This window comes from Dehalogenimonas formicexedens, assembly GCF_001953175.1.
GTDB lineage: Bacteria > Chloroflexota > Dehalococcoidia > Dehalococcoidales > Dehalococcoidaceae > Dehalogenimonas > Dehalogenimonas formicexedens.
This window is the reverse complement of record NZ_CP018258.1, coordinates 624,653-639,965: the sequence shown is the minus strand read 5'-3', so window position 1 is coordinate 639,965 and position 15,313 is coordinate 624,653. Positions and strand designations below refer to the sequence as shown.

16 protein-coding genes are annotated in these 15,313 nt (G+C 55.5%); 6 read left to right on the top strand and 10 right to left on the bottom strand.

Annotated features, from left to right (window positions below; translation table 11 throughout):
• Positions 1 to 148 precede the first annotated feature (148 nt).
• The gene (gene lysA / locus Dform_RS03400) at positions 149 to 1,456 is read right to left on the bottom strand and encodes a diaminopimelate decarboxylase (protein WP_076005053.1); all 1,308 of its coding nucleotides are present in this window, start codon (positions 1,454 to 1,456) and stop codon (positions 149 to 151) included.
• 1,101 nt (positions 1,457 to 2,557) lie between these two features.
• On the opposite strand from lysA, the gene Dform_RS03395 reads away from it, so the two are divergent.
• Together Dform_RS03395 and Dform_RS03390 are read left to right on the top strand one after the other, a co-directional pair.
• The gene (locus Dform_RS03395) at positions 2,558 to 3,259 is read left to right on the top strand and encodes an HAD family hydrolase (protein WP_076003771.1); all 702 of its coding nucleotides are present in this window, start codon (positions 2,558 to 2,560) and stop codon (positions 3,257 to 3,259) included.
• Between the two features lie 10 nt (positions 3,260 to 3,269).
• On the top strand, positions 3,270 to 3,728 hold the full coding sequence (locus tag Dform_RS03390; RefSeq protein WP_076003770.1) for a YbhB/YbcL family Raf kinase inhibitor-like protein: 459 nt from the start codon (positions 3,270 to 3,272) through the stop codon (positions 3,726 to 3,728).
• On the opposite strand, the gene Dform_RS03385 is transcribed toward Dform_RS03390, so the two are convergent.
• Positions 3,725 to 4,174, bottom strand: coding sequence for a universal stress protein (locus Dform_RS03385; protein ID WP_076003769.1), 450 nt, complete (start codon positions 4,172 to 4,174; stop codon positions 3,725 to 3,727). The genes Dform_RS03390 and Dform_RS03385 overlap by 4 nt on opposite strands.
• 153 nt (positions 4,175 to 4,327) lie before the next feature.
• Here Dform_RS03385 and Dform_RS03380 point away from each other — a divergent pair, with 153 nt between their 5' ends.
• Complete coding sequence (locus Dform_RS03380) at positions 4,328 to 4,912, top strand: glycosyltransferase (RefSeq protein ID WP_076003768.1); 585 nt, start codon at positions 4,328 to 4,330, stop codon at positions 4,910 to 4,912.
• Between the two features lie 2 nt (positions 4,913 to 4,914).
• Here the strand turns inward: Dform_RS03380 and Dform_RS03375 are convergent, their stop codons facing one another.
• Positions 4,915 to 5,421 (bottom strand): inorganic diphosphatase, encoded by a 507-nt coding sequence (locus Dform_RS03375; protein ID WP_425481071.1) that lies wholly within the window; start codon positions 5,419 to 5,421, stop codon positions 4,915 to 4,917.
• Positions 5,422 to 5,665: 244 nt separating this feature from the next.
• On the opposite strand from Dform_RS03375, the gene ku reads away from it, so the two are divergent.
• The 3 genes from ku to Dform_RS03360 are packed head-to-tail and all read left to right on the top strand — an operon-like array spanning position 5,666 to position 8,091.
• Positions 5,666 to 6,451 (top strand): non-homologous end joining protein Ku, encoded by a 786-nt coding sequence (gene ku / locus Dform_RS03370; RefSeq protein ID WP_076003766.1) that lies wholly within the window; start codon positions 5,666 to 5,668, stop codon positions 6,449 to 6,451.
• A gap of 59 nt (positions 6,452 to 6,510) precedes the next feature.
• The gene (ligD, locus tag Dform_RS03365; protein ID WP_076005052.1) at positions 6,511 to 7,473 is read left to right on the top strand and encodes a non-homologous end-joining DNA ligase; all 963 of its coding nucleotides are present in this window, start codon (positions 6,511 to 6,513) and stop codon (positions 7,471 to 7,473) included.
• Positions 7,474 to 7,482: 9 nt separating this feature from the next.
• Complete coding sequence (locus Dform_RS03360; protein WP_076003765.1) at positions 7,483 to 8,091, top strand: dihydrofolate reductase family protein; 609 nt, start codon at positions 7,483 to 7,485, stop codon at positions 8,089 to 8,091.
• A 19-nt stretch (positions 8,092 to 8,110) separates the two neighbouring features.
• Here the strand turns inward: Dform_RS03360 and cobO are convergent, their stop codons facing one another.
• The 7 genes from cobO to ftsA form a co-directional block, all read right to left on the bottom strand.
• Positions 8,111 to 8,692, bottom strand: coding sequence for a cob(I)yrinic acid a,c-diamide adenosyltransferase (gene cobO / locus Dform_RS03355; RefSeq protein ID WP_083635335.1), 582 nt, complete (start codon positions 8,690 to 8,692; stop codon positions 8,111 to 8,113).
• A 2-nt stretch (positions 8,693 to 8,694) separates the two neighbouring features.
• Positions 8,695 to 9,438: a precorrin-6y C5,15-methyltransferase (decarboxylating) subunit CbiE gene (gene cbiE / locus Dform_RS03350; protein ID WP_083635334.1), complete on the bottom strand. Its 744-nt coding sequence runs from the start codon at positions 9,436 to 9,438 to the stop codon at positions 8,695 to 8,697.
• Positions 9,439 to 9,470: 32 nt separating this feature from the next.
• A complete protein-coding gene (gene lepA, locus Dform_RS03345; protein WP_076003763.1) occupies positions 9,471 to 11,291 on the bottom strand; it encodes a translation elongation factor 4 in 1,821 nt (606 codons plus the stop codon).
• Positions 11,292 to 11,304: 13 nt separating this feature from the next.
• Positions 11,305 to 12,438 carry a radical SAM family heme chaperone HemW gene (gene hemW, locus Dform_RS03340; protein ID WP_076003762.1) on the bottom strand — a complete coding sequence of 378 codons (1,134 nt, stop codon included), beginning with the start codon at positions 12,436 to 12,438 and terminating at the stop codon, positions 11,305 to 11,307.
• 114 nt (positions 12,439 to 12,552) lie between these two features.
• Positions 12,553 to 12,867 (bottom strand): helix-turn-helix domain-containing protein, encoded by a 315-nt coding sequence (locus tag Dform_RS03335; RefSeq protein WP_076003761.1) that lies wholly within the window; start codon positions 12,865 to 12,867, stop codon positions 12,553 to 12,555.
• A gap of 75 nt (positions 12,868 to 12,942) precedes the next feature.
• A complete protein-coding gene (gene ftsZ / locus Dform_RS03330) occupies positions 12,943 to 14,067 on the bottom strand; it encodes a cell division protein FtsZ (RefSeq protein WP_076003760.1) in 1,125 nt (374 codons plus the stop codon).
• A 47-nt stretch (positions 14,068 to 14,114) separates the two neighbouring features.
• Positions 14,115 to 15,311 (bottom strand): cell division protein FtsA, encoded by a 1,197-nt coding sequence (ftsA, locus tag Dform_RS03325; protein WP_076003759.1) that lies wholly within the window; start codon positions 15,309 to 15,311, stop codon positions 14,115 to 14,117.
• Between the last annotated feature and the right edge of the window lie 2 nt (positions 15,312 to 15,313).

Here is a 15,313-nt window from a genome sequence, read left to right as displayed (position 1 = left end):
AGCACGAAATCCGAAATCCGAAACGATTCAAACAAACAGAGTTCCGTTCGTGGTGAGCTTGTCGAACCATGGACGGAGATTAGAGGCAAATCTATCTTTTCGGTCATTCGATATTGTTTCGTATTTCGAAATTCGGATTTCGAATTTTCTATCCCAGATCCGTCCTTAGCAGATCCTCGACAGTCTCGCGCCGCTTGATAATTCTCGCTTGCCCGTCCTTGACCATGACCACCGCCGGCCGGCAAAAAGCGTTGTAGTTGCTGGACATCGGGATGGAGTAAGCGCCGCTCACCGGCATCACCAGGATGTCGCCGGGTTTCACCTCGGGCAACTTGACATCGTTTGCCAGGATGTCGCCGGATTCGCAGAAACGCCCGGCGATGGTATACGTCTGATCGGCGTAATCCGCCATCCGGTTGGCCAGGTAAGGCTCGTACTGTGAGCAATACAGCGCCGGCCGGATGTTGTCGGCCATGCCGCCGTCGACGCAGGCGTAGCATCGGACGCCGGGGATATCCTTGATGGCGCCGACGGTATACAGGGCAACGGCCGACCTTGCCACCGTTGCCCTCCCCGGTTCGACGGACAGTTTGGGCAGCGCCAGCCCCAGGCGATGGCATTCGGACCTCAACAGGCTTACGATCGCCTCGGCATATTCGCCGATGGCTGGCGGTTGGGCGCCGGACAGGTATTGGACGGCATATCCGCCGCCGGCATCCAGTTCCTCGGTAATAAAACCGAGTTCTCGTTTCATCCGGGCCATGAACTCAAGGGTCGTTTTCAAGGCGTCGAGGAACGGCTGGATCTCGAAGATCTGGGAACCGATGTGATAGTGGAAGCCGGTCAGTTTCAAATTTCCGCACTTCATCGCCCGCGCCACGGCATCGGCGGCGTCATCGAGGCCGAAACCGAACTTGGAGTCAATATTGCCGGTCGTGATCTTGGCGTGGGTATGGGGATCGATCCCCGGCTTGATGCGGAACATGATGTCGGCTTTTACCCCGCGCCTCGCGGCCATCGCGTCGAGGCGGCTGAGTTCGTAAAAATTATCGACAACGATGCGCCCGACTTTGTACTCAAGCGCCATTTCGAGTTCGGCGTCTGACTTGTTGTTGCCGTGGAAGTAAATCTGGTTGGTGGGGAATCCCGCGGAGCGGGCGATCTCGAGCTCGCCGCCGGAGACGACATCCAGTCCGAAGCCCTCCGAGGCGACTACTTTAGCTATGGCTTTGTTGAGGCATGCTTTACCGGCAAAGGCGATATGGGTGGCCGGGTAACGGCCGGCGAACTCCCGCTTGAATTCACGGCATCGCTCCCGGATGTCATTCTCATCGAACACGTATAACGGAGTGCCGTATTCTTTGGCCAATTCGACGGCATCGAGACCGCCTATCCGGAGATGCCCGTTGTCATCGATGGTCGAACCCAAAGGGAAGAAAAGAGGAGCGTTTTTCATACCGCCCATGATAGCAATACCGCATGACGCGGTCAAAAGGTCTTTCCTCGTTGTAGACCCGTAGGGGCGACCTGCCGGTCGCCCGCCTGGTCGTCCATCATTGACAATTATTCCCTCTTTTTATCTCCACCTGTCGCCGTAGCCGCACGGTATGCCGTGCCCTTCCCGGCAAACCCGCGTTGGGGCGGGTTTTTAACCCGCCCGCCTTATCCTTCGCTGCCGATCAGGCCGATGATTGCTAGCCGCTGAGGGTTCATCCAATTTGTCTTTCTGAGTCCGCGACATAGTCGGGACGAAGAATCTCGGTGCCACCCATTTTTGCCGACTGTTTACTGACAACTGTAAACTGTGAACTCTCAAAAAATATTCCCCCAAAAACGACATGAAACGCTTGACAACCCTAACGAACCCATGTGCTATAATATCGCTCGCCCAACAAATCCTACCCTTCACTGTCTTTGCGGGCCCCCGATGAAATCGGCCCTTCTCGCGACGCAGTCGGAGGATGCTTGTCCTCGATGGAATCGAGACCTGTCCTCGACGGAGTCGGGATGGCAATCTCTTATTGAAATTATGTCTTTGCGAGCCCCCGATGAAATCGGGGGCGTGGCAATCTCCTCCCCACGAAATTGTCCACCGATCCCGGGAAATGCCGGAATCTATTGGGTGGGCAGGGGTAGGGGCGAGTGCCCGCTCGCCCGCCTCGTACTGTCAACTGACAACTGAAAACTGATAACTGTCGACTTGTTCGAATTGAAAGGATTGAATGAATTGAACGGGCCATACGACTTCACGATTAAAACCCTCACAACCCAATCGTGTCGTTTCCCAAAAATGCGTCATCCGCGCCCAAACAATTCAATTCCGGGGCAGGGCGGTGAAATCGGACATTGATATTATCTGGAATTGGCATTATCGGTATTATTTCCTCCGGGAGGGGTTCGTTGCATTCGTTTTCATACCCTTCACCAGCATGGGATATAGCATAAGGGAGAAGGTCGATAGTGCACCGGTGCATCGGGCAAGTGGATAATGATCTTCCCTTTGCGCCTCACCCTCCCCTCCGCTAGAATTAACATCGTTCATCTTTAAGGAGTTCAATTGATCAAAGCAGTCTTTTTCGACCTGTACCAGACTCTCGTGGGCTATGACCCGCCCCGCGAGGAATGGGAATCCCAGGCCCTCGACAGCCTCGGCATCAAGGCGCCGGCCAAGGCTTTCGCCAAGGCGTTCATCATCGCCGACGAGTATTTCTACACCGAAAACGCCAAAAAGCCGATGAGCAAGCGTTCCCCTGAAGACGTGAAAGCTGTCTACGCCAGGCACCAGGCGATAGTGCTCAAAGAGGGCGGCATCGAACCCAATCCGGACATCATCCGCGCCATGCTGGTGCGCTTCCGCGACGCTAAGCTCAAGCAAGTTCTCTTCGACGATGTTATAGCGACATTGTCCGAACTCAAGCGCCGCAACAGGATCATCGGCGTCGTATCCAATGTGGACAAGGATATCAAGCCGCTCATGGATGAACTTGGCGTCAGCCCGTTCCTGACGACGGTGGTAACCTCCCAGGAGACAGGCTTTACCAAGCCCCACCCGGAGATTTTCCTTGAAGCCATCAGGCGGGTCGACCTTCCCCCGGAGCAGATAATATTCGTGGGAGACCAATACCAGATCGATGTCGTGGGCTCTTCAGCCGTCGGGATGAAGGCGGTTCTGCTCGACCGGGGCGGTTTTTCCGAGGTACCGGCGGACTGCCCCAGGGTCAGGACGCTATACCAACTGACCAATATGATAGATGGGTAAGGAGTCTTCCATGGAAGTGGTTTTTGAAGGCCTCATCGACGGTGAAAAAGTCCCTGAGCGCTATACCTGCGACGGACCCGGCATTTCCCCTGAAATAGACTGGCGGGGCGCACCTAAGGGGACACAGAGTTTTGCCGTCGTCATGGACGACCCCGACGCCCCCAGGGGCCTGTTCACCCACTGGCTGGTCTGGGGCATCCCGGCCAAGTCGACCAGGCTCCCGGCCAACCTGGCTCGCCAGCGCGAGCTGCCTAACGGCATCAAGCAGGGTGTCAACTCCGGGGGCGCCTACGGCTATTACCCGTGCTGTCCGCCTCCGGGTAAAGCCCACCATTACACTTTCAGTTTCCTGGCGCTGGACATCGAACCGGACCTGCCAGCCGGCGTCAACCGTGAGCGCTTCGATAAAGCCCTCAAGGGGCATGTCCTGGAGGAAGTCTCGGTAACCGGGCTATACGAACGTTTCTAGGCCCGGGTGCCGGCAACCGGCCCCAGCAGCACCGGCACCGGTGATTGCCGGAGCACCTTTTCGGCCACGCTGCCGAAAGCCCAGCGGCTGATGCCGCTCCGGCCGTGGGTGGCCATGATGATCAGATCGACGGCATGGGTCGTGGCGTACTGGATGATCGCGTCGGAGGCCTTCCCCTTACCCAGGACGATTTCAGCTTTGATGCCCTGGTTGGCCAGATCGCCGGCGATTTTATCAAGGTATCCCTGAGCCTCCTCACGGGTAACCGTGTCCAGCTTGACAGCGATGTCCTCCCCCATGACCTCGCGGATCGATGGCTCTATGGGTGCATGGGCCTGGAACAGGACGACGGTTGCGTTGGAAGGTTTGGTGACGCTGACCACCTGGGGGATGATGGATTCCGATACGTCAGAACCGTCAAGCGGTACCATGACTCTTTTGTACACTTTCAACCTCCTCGACAAATTAGAAGGGCTACATTAAAAGTCTACCTGACCATCGGCCGTTCACCAAATGGAAGTCCGGTGGCTGGCGGGGAACAGGTCACCCGAATCTCGGATCATAGATTTGCTGTCTGATTTTAAGGTATAGTTTGCCACATGAAAAAGACTTCTCGAACCGTTGTTGAGCTCGCCGATAATTCGCCTGAGGTTTTGAGTTTGGTCAACCAGCTTGCTCAACGCGGCTGGAACGTTCACCTGATCTGCCGGAACGCGCCAGAGGTCCAAGCCCTGGATCCCCGGGTCAGGGTGCACAAATTGCCGGTCACCGCGGCTTACCCCATGACCTACGCCGCGTTTTTGGCGGCGGCGCCGGTTATCCTCGGGATCAAACCGGGCATTATCCATGCCCACTGTTTGACCAGATACGGCATTTTAGCCGCGGTTTACCGCCGGTTCTTGCGCTTCAAGCCGATGATGGTAACCGTGGCGGGTCCCGAGGTCCATCCTGAGTGCTGTAGAGGAATGACCAGGTGGTCGGCGGAACACGCCCTTCACATGTTCGAGGTGATAATAAGCCCTGACGCCCAAACCATCGAAACGTTACGAGATCTGCGGGCCCCGGCTGAAAAAATCGAGCAGATCAAGGTTCTGCCCAATGCTGGGGAAATTCCGCCAGCAGTGATCGACCGTCTGGAAATGATCTATTCGCGGTTGATCGAGAGCACAACCCGGCCGGTTTAGGATCAGATCAGGCTGCCGCCGAGTTGTTTCTGCTTATCCTGAAACCGTTTGCGGGAGGCGTAGACCGCTTTAATGGCTGAATCCCGGTCTTCCCAGCCTTCGATACCAGTCTTTTTCTTCTCGAGTTCTTTATAGATCATGAAAAAGTGCTCGATTTCCTTCAAGAGGTGGGGCGGTACGTCGGAGAGTTCCTGGATGAAGTTCCAGTGGGGATCGCCCATGGGCACGCACAGGATTTTCTCGTCAGGGCCTTTTTCATCCCGCATGCGGAACAGGCCGATCGGCTTGGCATCGATTAGACAGCCCGGGAACGTCGGTTCCGAGACCAGGACCAGGGCGTCCAGAGGGTCGGTGTCCTCGGCCAGGGTGTCGAGGATAAAACCATAATCTGACGGATAGTGGACAGCAGAGAACAACATCCTATCGAATTTGATGATCTTGCGTTCCTTATCCCATTCGTATTTATTCTGGCTGCCCTTGGGAATTTCGATGAGTATGGTCAGGACCATATCCTCGTCTTCAGCCCGGCGCGCTGGCCTGGCTTTCGGCTGGCAGACAACCTCGTCGCCGGTAATTATCCTGATTTCGCTTGAATTCCTGTCCAATGGTTTTTCGGGTGACATTCTTTCTCCTTATTAGTTACTCGCATTTTAGCAGAGCTATTTGGGGAATTGAAATTCGCCGGGGTGTGACCGAGATGGCGCTAACGGTCAAGGCGCGATATATTTGAATAAAAGATCATTGGGAGGCGATATGCCAAAGGCTTTCTGGAAAGGCGCCATCAGCTTCGGCCTGGTGGTCATCCCGGTCTCGATGTCGGTGGCGGTCAGGGAGCGGCCGCTGCGGTTCAGCTACCTGCACAAGCGGGACCTGGTCAAACCCAATCAGGTGCTGCATTGTCCCGAAGACGGGGAGTATTTCAGCATCAAGGACACGGTCAGGGGATACGAATACTCCAAGGGGCAGTATATCGTCATGACCGATAAGGATTTTGAGGCTGTTCCCCTGCGTACTACCAGGACGATCGACATCCAGTCCTTCGTCGACACGGAAGGTATAGATCCGATCTACTTCTTCGACAGCCATTACCTGGAGCCCCAGCCGCTGGGTGAGAAACCATTCAGACTGTTGCGTCAGGCGATGCTGGAGGTTGGAAAGGTTGCCATTGCCAAGGTTGCCTTCGCCAGAAAAGAGCATCTCACGTGCCTTCGACCTTACAAGGACACGCTTGTTTTACACACGATGCACTACCCGGGGGAAATAACAACCCCGCCGGAACTGGCGGAAGCGAAGTCGCCGCCCACCAAGGCGGAGGTCAACATGGCCGTATCGCTCATCAAGAGCATGGAAGAGAAATATGACCCTGAGCAATATCACGACGAATACCGTTTAGCCCTGGAAAAAATCATTGCCGCCAAATTGAAAGGCAAGAAGATCACCGTCGCCAAGGCGGCGCCTGAAAAAGAAACCGAAGACCTGATGGCTGCCCTGGAAGCGAGCCTGGCCAAGACTAAGGCCACGACGGGCAAGGGGAAATAGTGGTTTCCGTGACACCCGCTGTTGATCTCAACGATACTACCGGTGCGAGGCGCTCGGAAATGCCCGAACGGCTGGCGCCGATGCTGGCGACTCTGACGGAGAAACCGTTTACCGATCCGGATTGGTATTTCGAGCCTAAACTCGACGGGTACAGGATCGTGGTGTTTGTCCGTAATGGCGAATCCAGGCTCCAATCCCGGCATTTTCAGGATTACACCGGTCATTTCCCCTCCATTGCGAAAGAAATGTCCCAACAGCCGGTCAAGGAAGCCATTTTCGACGGGGAGCTGGTGGCGCTTGATGAAAACGGCAAGCCGTGCTTCCAGTGTCTTCAACAACACCTGATCCAGCAGAGGGAAAATATCGTTTCGGGCTATTTGGTTCTTTATTACGCCTTCGATCTTCTGTATCTCGACGGATTCGACTTGACGGCATTAGCTCAATCCGAACGGGCTGGCCTGTTAAAAACGGCGCTCAGGCCGGGTAAGTCCGTTAAAGCTATATCAAGGTTTGAAGGCGATGGAGCCGAAATTTTCAAAGCGGCTATCGAGGCCGGATTCGAGGGAATTATCGCCAAGAGGCGTGACGCGCCCTATCAGGAGGGCAAACGGTCAAACGACTGGCTGAAGATCAAAGGGACCCTGGCAGATGAATTTATTATCGCCGGATATACCTCGGGTCAAGGAGCGCGTTCAGGCGCCTTCGGTTCACTTGTCCTTGCTCAATACGACGATAACAAACGGCTGGCCCATGCGGGAAACGTGGGAACCGGATTCGATGAACGGCTCCTCGAGGATCTGAAGGCGAAGATGGATAAGCTGACAACCGGTAAATCTCCTTTCGACGCCAGGATTCCCTTTGAAAACAAAACCACCTGGCTCAAACCGGAACTGGTCGCCGAGGTAAAATACGCCGAACGCACCCGTGACGGCATATTGCGGCACCCGGTTTTTTTAAGGTTGAGGGATGATAAGCCGGCAACGGATGTAAAAGCTCAGAAAATCCTGAGGTCGGAAAAATGAGGTTGGCATATGAGAAAGATAATCACCACCACATTTGTCACCCTTGACGGCGTAATGCAGGCGCCGGGCGGACCGACTGAAGATACCACCGGCGGTTTCGCTTTTGGCGGTTGGTCTGCCAACTATTGGGACAGCCTTATGGGCGAGATCATGAACGGTTTTATGGCTCTACCGTTCGAAATGCTCCTCGGTCAGACCACTTACGACATTTTTGCTGCTTACTGGCCGACCGCCAAAGCGGATCTGGTCATAGCCGAGAAGTTTAACTGCACCAAAAAATGGGTTGTATCCGACAAAGCCGTGGCGCTTTCCTGGCAGAACTCGGAATTGATCACAGGGGATGTGGTGAATCAGATCAAGAAATTGAAAACAAAGGATGGACCGGACCTTTGGGTGCACGGAAGCGGTAATCTGATCCAGACTCTACTCAAAAATCATCTGATCGATCGAATGTACATCTGGACCTTCCCGGTCACCGTTGGAGGCAGTGGTAAAAGACTGTTCTCAGACGGAACCTTGGCGCAGGATTTCAAATTGATCGATTCTAAGACGTCAACAACCGGTGTGATAATCGCCACTTACGAACCAAGGGGCGAATTGAAGACCGGGACATTGTAGCTGGAGACCCATTGTCCAGCTAATATTCGATGCCGCGCCGTGCCGGTATGCCGCGGTCGTAGGGATGCTTGACCTTGACCATCTCGGTGACTAGATCGGCGGCATCGATAACTTCCTGAGGAGCCAGGCGCCCGGTGAGGACTAACTCAACATGCTCCGGGCGATCTTTAATCAGCTGTACCACGTCGCGAGTCTCCAGCCAGCCCCAACCAGTAACGATGTTGACTTCATCCATGATGACGACATCCCAATCACCCGAAAGCATGGCTCTTCGTGCCTCAGCGAGGGCTTGCCCGGCTTTGGCTTTTACCTCCGGCGTGGGCGACTCCGGGTGTCTGACCAGGCCAGGACCGAAGGCCGCCCATTTCACACCCGGCAGGCAATGCAGCACTTCCTGCTCGCCGGAGTCATAATTCTGGTTCATGAAATAGACGATATAGACGCGATAACCCCGCCCTGAAGCTCTCACAGCGGTACCGATGCCCGCTGAAGTCTTGCCCTTCCCCCCGCCAGTAAAAACCTGGGTTAAGCCCCGCTTCAGCGGTTCATAAGTCAATGCCGCGGAATGGCAATAATCAGCGACCTGTTTTTCGTTTTCCATTGTTACACACATGAACGGGTGACATTACCAGGGTTTTTGACGACCATCACGGAGGTAAGGCGGTAGTCTGTATCCTTGACTTCCGCAAGGGTAACCGAATAAACGCGCTCGTCTTCCATGGTCATGTATTCGCACACCAGCACCGGGGTTTCCGGCGCAAGACCATGTTCCAGCAGGTATGAAGCGGTCTGCCGGGGCACCTGAGTTTCATTGGTTAAGGCCAGGAGATGCCGGCCCATATTGAAGCTATCGACGAGGAATTTCAGCTTGCGTTTTTTCTCCGCTTCTCGCCCGTCATGGAAGGACACCAGCACCGCCTCATCGAGGCATATCTGCGCCCGGGCGGCGGCGAACTGCGCGGCGCCTGCCGAAGGGACAATCCTGACATCGAAATCCTTGAACACTTCAAGCACCTGCGCCAGGCTCGAGGAAACACACGGGTCCCCCACCCTGAGGACGGCAACTGTTTCACCAGTCGTTCTAGCGCGTTCCGCGGCTTCAATTTCTCTTTGGAGATAGTTCCTTGTTTCCTGAAAATACAAGGTCTTGCCCGCCGCCAGATCTTTTACCGGCTTTAACGACCAGTCCCAGGCGAGGATGATGTCGGATTCCTTGATGGCATCTTCCGCGGCGTGGGTCAGCCATTTGGGCGAGCCGCCCGGCCCGATACCGACAATGTAACAGATTGGTTTATGATGGCTATTGTCATGGCCGAAACCCGAGTTCAATCGTTCCCCTTGTTGCATAGACTTGATCGGTCCTCCGATGTCAAAAAGGTTTAGAATTCTGTTTTGAGTACCGAGAGGAAAGCTTCTTTCGGCACTTCGACCTGGCCGATAGACTTCATCTTCTTCTTGCCTTCCTTCTGTTTCTCCAGAAGCTTGCGTTTGCGCGTAATGTCGCCGCCGTAGCATTTGGCCAGGACATCCTTGCGGCGGGCGGGGATATCGGCTCTGGCGACGATACGGCCGCCGATAGCTGCCTGGATGGGCACGGCAAAAAGCTGACGTGGAATAGCTTCTTTCAGCTTCTGCACCAACGCCTTGCCAACGTCGTGAGCCTGTTGAGGCGGAACGATACGGCTGAAGGCGTCAACCAGCGTGCTGTTCACCAGGACGTCGATCCTGGCAAGCTGGGCGTCACGGTAGCCCTCGAACTCATAGTCCAGGGAGGCATACCCGTTGGACCTGCTTTTCAGCTGGTCGTAAAAAGTGGTGAGCATCGACCGCAGCGGCATGTCGTAATCCAGCTGCACCCGCTGGGTGCCCTCGGTACCGGCCGCCGAACCTAAGAATTCGGTATGGCGGTGAATGCCGCCGCTGTTTTGTTCAAGCTCCATAATGGGGCCGATATATTTGGAAGGCGTAAGAATCCTGACCTTAACCCAGGGCTCTTCCATCCGGTCTATTTCCGTCGGCATCGGCAGCTCGGAAGGATTGACCACTGTCAGGACTTCGCCGTTGGTCTTGGTAATGACGTAACTCACCCCCGGGGCGGTAACCACCAGGGATAAGCCGAATTCCCGCTCGAGCCGTTCATAAACAATGTCCATGTGGAGCAGCCCGAGAAAGCCGCAGCGAAAACCGTGACCCAATAACGGAGAGTTTTCCATTTCATAGGAAAGGGAAGCGTCATTCAGTTTGAGCTTTTCCATGGCTTCCCGCAGTTCCTGGTAATCCGAAGCCGTTGTCGGATAAATCCCGGCAAAGACCATCGGTTTGGCCGGACGGTAACCCACCAGGGGTTCCACGGCCGGATTGGCTAGCGACGTCACCGTATCCCCGACCGAACAATCACCGACAGTCTTAAGGCCTGTGGCGATGTAACCAACCTCGCCGGACGATAAAAATTCAACCGGGTGTTCCGCCGGGTCGAAGTAACCGACCTCGAGCACTTCCAGGGTGGTACCTTGACCCATGAGTTTCAGTTTATCGCCCTTATGAATATTTCCGTCGGTGACCCGGAGATAAGCAATAACCCCTTTGTAGGGGTCGTAATGAGAATCGAATATCAGGGCTCGAAGCGGGCTGGCGGGGCTGCCGCTTGGCGGAGGTACGCGGGCTACCACCGCTTCCAGGAGCTCCGGGACGCCCAGACCGGTTTTGCCCGAAATCTTGAGGGTTTCAACCTCCGAGTATCCCAGGACGCCTTTAACCTCTGACATGACCCGTTCGGGTTCGCCGCTGGGAAGGTCGACCTTGTTCAACGCCGGGATCACTTCCAGGTTGTGCTCCATGGCCAGGTAAACGTTGGCCAGGGTTTGGGCTTGAATACCCTGGGTGACGTCGATGAGCAGCACCGCGCCCTCGCAGGCGGCCAGTGTGCGCGAGACTTCATATGAAAAATCAACATGGCCGGGGGTATCGATCAAATTGAGCAGGTATTCCTGACCGTTGGACGCGGTGTATTTGAGGCGGATAGCCTTGGCCTTTATGGTAATGCCGCGTTCCCGCTCCAGTTCCATGCGGTCCATGACCTGCTCGCTCATCTCTTCCCGGCGCATGGCTCCGGTACTCTCGATGAGACGGTCGGCTAACGTCGATTTACCGTGGTCGATGTGGGCAATGATGCAAAAATTACGAATGAAGCACTGTTCCATATATTCCTTATGATTAAGACGGTAGAAATCGAAGGAAAACCTCGTTGCCGAGAAGCCGGCCCCGGGGCGTCAGTTTAAGGTTGCCGCCCGATACCTCAACCAGACCCAAAGCGGATAATTCGGCGATTTCCCGGACGTACCGGCCCGGTAAGTCTATACTAAATTGCCGTCCGATGTCATCCATCGATATCCCGTCTTCAAGCCTGAGTCCCAGGAAAATCGTCTCCGACAACGCTAATTCCGGGTTGATGGCCTCAATTTCGTCCCGAGGTAGCTCACCTTTACTGAGCGTTTCCAAATATCCGTCCAGACTCACGGTGTTAGAGATTCTCGACCCGTTTATGAATGAATGGGCCGCAACCCCCAGACCAAGGTATTCCCCGCGCTTCCAATATACGGTATTGTGGCGGCTCTCGAACCCTGGCCGGGCCCAGTTCGATATCTCGTAATGGCGGTAACCAGCCTCTGCCAGTTTTCGGGAGGTTATTTCATATTCCTCGGCAGCCTGATCGGGATCGGGTGCCGGCGTTCTGCCGCTGGCGACCGCCCGGCCCAGCGGCGTGTCCGGATCGAGGGTTAGGCCGTATAGCGAAAGGTGGTCCGCGCTGAGGCCGATAATCTCATCGAGCATCCCCCGCCAGACGGAGGTGGTCCTATTCGGCAAGCCATAGATGAAATCAAGGCTCAGATTATTAAAACCCGCCAGGCGGGCTTCGTGGATCGCGCGCAGGGAATCTTTTGCCGAGTGGCACCGCCCCAAAAAGACCAGGTCTTTTTCGCTCAGGCTTTGGACGCCCAAACTCAGCCGATTGAAGCCCAATTTTCTCACTGATTGAAGATATTTCCCGTCAACCGTGCCTGGATTGGCCTCCAGGGTTATTTCGGCGTCCTCACTCACCGTGTATAGTTGATGAATCCTTTCCAGAATTGCATTGATCTGGCGCTCGGACATCAGACTGGGGGTACCGCCGCCAAAATATATGGTACTCACGGTGAAGCCGTCCTGCCGGCTGAGGGTGATCTCCCGGGTCAAAGCATCGGTATATTTTTGCCTCGTCTCATCCCGGTCCGGGAACGAAACAAAAGAACAATAGCCGCATTTTCTCAGGCAAAACGGAACATGAACGTATAGAGAGAGCTGGGGCATGATATTATGTCAATTATATCAAAAAAACTCAGTGTTTACACAAACGAAGAAAACCGCCGGGGGAGGAGGAGCCCGGCGGTTTTCTTCTGTATTGTATGAGGCGGAAACAGCGAATTAAGGAACGCTCTCCAGGTTTGCCATCTGCCGATAATCGAGGGCTGCGGTCTTGGTAATCAGGTCTCGCCAGGCCTCGTTTTCGGTTAGGGCATAGAGGGCTTTATCTTTGGATTCGAAGGTACGCACTAAGCCCTTTTCCTGGAGGCGGTTTATGGTCCGGCCGAGGTCCTTTGGCTTCATACCAAGACTGTCGGCCAGGGCCTGAAGATTAAAGCGACAGTACGGATGTCGGCCAAGGAGACGCAACATCTCCTTGCTCTCGTAGTCATCCGCGAACTCCCGCATGAATAATTCAATTTCAACTTTTGTCATAGAGCATTCCATATCAAGCTCCAGCCGGGGTGGCGGTAACCAACCGCCACCCCATGTCTAAGGGAATAACCGGGTCTACCACCGTTTGGAACTATATGAAGCGGGCGAGGCCTGGCGAGCCGGTTCTGGCCGGCGGACGCCAGCAAGGCCCCGCTGCCGCAGGAAAGCTGGGATCTCCAGTTCCTTTTCGGTCTTGATGTTGCGCAGGAGTCTGGTGATTTCTTTATCGCGGGAGCCGACGGAGGTATTCTTATCGGCAAACCCGGTGGCGATAAGGGTCAGGCGGACCTCGTCCCTGAGGCTTTCGTCGGTGCCGACACCGAAGATGACGTTGGCTTCGGGATCGACAGCCTGGCGGATGACATCGGCAGCTTCGTTGACTTCGAACAGGGTCAGGTTCTCAGGACCGACGACGTTGAAAATGCAGCCGGTGGAACCATCTACCGACACATCGAGGAGCGGGCTGCTGAGGGCTTCTTTGGCCGCCATGGCGGCGCGGTTGTTGCCTTTGCCGTGGCCGATGCTCATCCATGCCGGGCCGGCGTCTTTCATCACGGCGCGGACATCAGCATAGTCCAGGTTGATAATACCGGGTACGGTGATTACTTCAGCGATAGCCTGGACGCCATGGTGCAGAACTTCGTCGGCCATGCGGAAAGCGCCGTCAACGCCGGTCTTGTTATCGCAAATTTCGAATAGCCTGTCATTTGGAATAAGGATCATGGTGTCGACGTTGGGCATGAGCTCGGCGATGCCTTCCTCGGCGACCTTCATGCGATGGGTGCCTTCAAAGCCGAAAGGCTTGGTGACTACACCGATGGTGAGAGCGCCGGTGGCCTTGGCCGCGGCGGCAACCACTGCCGCAGAACCGGTGCCGGTGCCGCCGCCCATACCGGCGGTCACGAAAACCATATCGGAACCTTCGACAACCTTCAAAATATCTTCGCGGCTTTCCTCGGCGGCCTTGCGGCCCATCTTGTTGTCGCCGCCGGCGCCCAAACCGCGGGTGCATTTCTCACCCAGTTGAATCCGCAGAGGTGCTTCGGTGATCGCCAGGGCCTGGGCATCCGTGTTCATGGCTATGAACTCAACACCACGGATCTGCTCGCGGACCATGCGGGTTATAGCGTTACAGCCGGCGCCGCCGCACCCGATAACTTTGATTTTCGCGCCGCTTGGGACATAGATCGTTCTAGCCATAATACTCCTCGTTTTTCTCTTTCTTTTTTATTTTTGCGATATTCTTTTTATTTTTTTCTGAACAGGCCAAACAATCCGCCGCCTTCGGAAGGCGAGGTGCTTGGGGCAGCCTGCATTTCGTTCCGGGTCTTGGCCTTCCACATGATCAGGCCAAGGCTGGTGGCGAATGAAGGATCGTTTAATTTTTCGGACACGCCGTACATGGCGGGGGGCATGCCGATTCGGACCGGCAGGTGAGCCACCTCGGCCCCGAGTTCGGCAATGCCGGGCAGGTTGCAGGTGCCGCCGGTGAGGACAACGCCGCCCCTGAGCAGGCTCTGGTAATCCTCACCCGGAACTTCGAGGAGGGCTAGACGAACCATTTCCTCAACGCGGGAGCGGATGATTTCGCTTACCTGGGACAGCGGGAAGGTATGGCCGCCCTCGGTCACTTCCTGGTCTGAAGATTTTTCGTCTACCGGGTAGACGTTGCCGTACCGGAGCTTGATCTCTTCAGCCAATTCCCAGCTGACCCCGAGGCCAACCGAGATATCGTGGGTAACTTGGTAACCGGCTACCGGTAACACTGAGGTGTGAATGGGTTTACCGTCCTTGAAAACAGCGATGTCGGTCGTGCCGCCGCCGATATCGGCGAGAATGACTCCATCCTGGAGTTCATCGGCCGAAAGGACCGCCTCGGCACAGGCCAGGGGGCTGAACACCATTTCGTCGATCACTATGCCGGCAGCCTTGACACATTTGCTGAGATTCTCAACGGCGGTGGCGGAACCGGTAACCATGTGAGTCTCGACTTCGAGTTTAAAACCGTGCATTCCAACCGGGCTCTTCACACCTTCCTGGCCGTCCACGGTAAAGTCGAGCGGCAGGAGATGAAGGAGGCGGCGGTCGGCGGGGATCGCTGTGTTTTTGGCCACTTCCAGGGCCCGGTTAACATCGGCCTGGCGGATGATCTCGTCTTTACGGGAGATGGCGATAACGCCGCGGTTGTTGGATGAATGGATGTGTCTGCCGGTGATGTTGATAACCGCGGATTCGATCCGGTACCCGGCTGATTGCTCCGCCATTGTTACGGATCGCTTGATCGCATCCCTGGCTTCATTTAGATTAACAACCATGCCCTTTTGCAGGCCCAGCGACGGGACGGTACCGACACCCATGATACGGATGCCGGAATCGTCGGCATCGCCCATGATGGTAGTGATTTTGGTCGTACCGACATCGATGGCGGCAAGTCTTTTTTTCATAA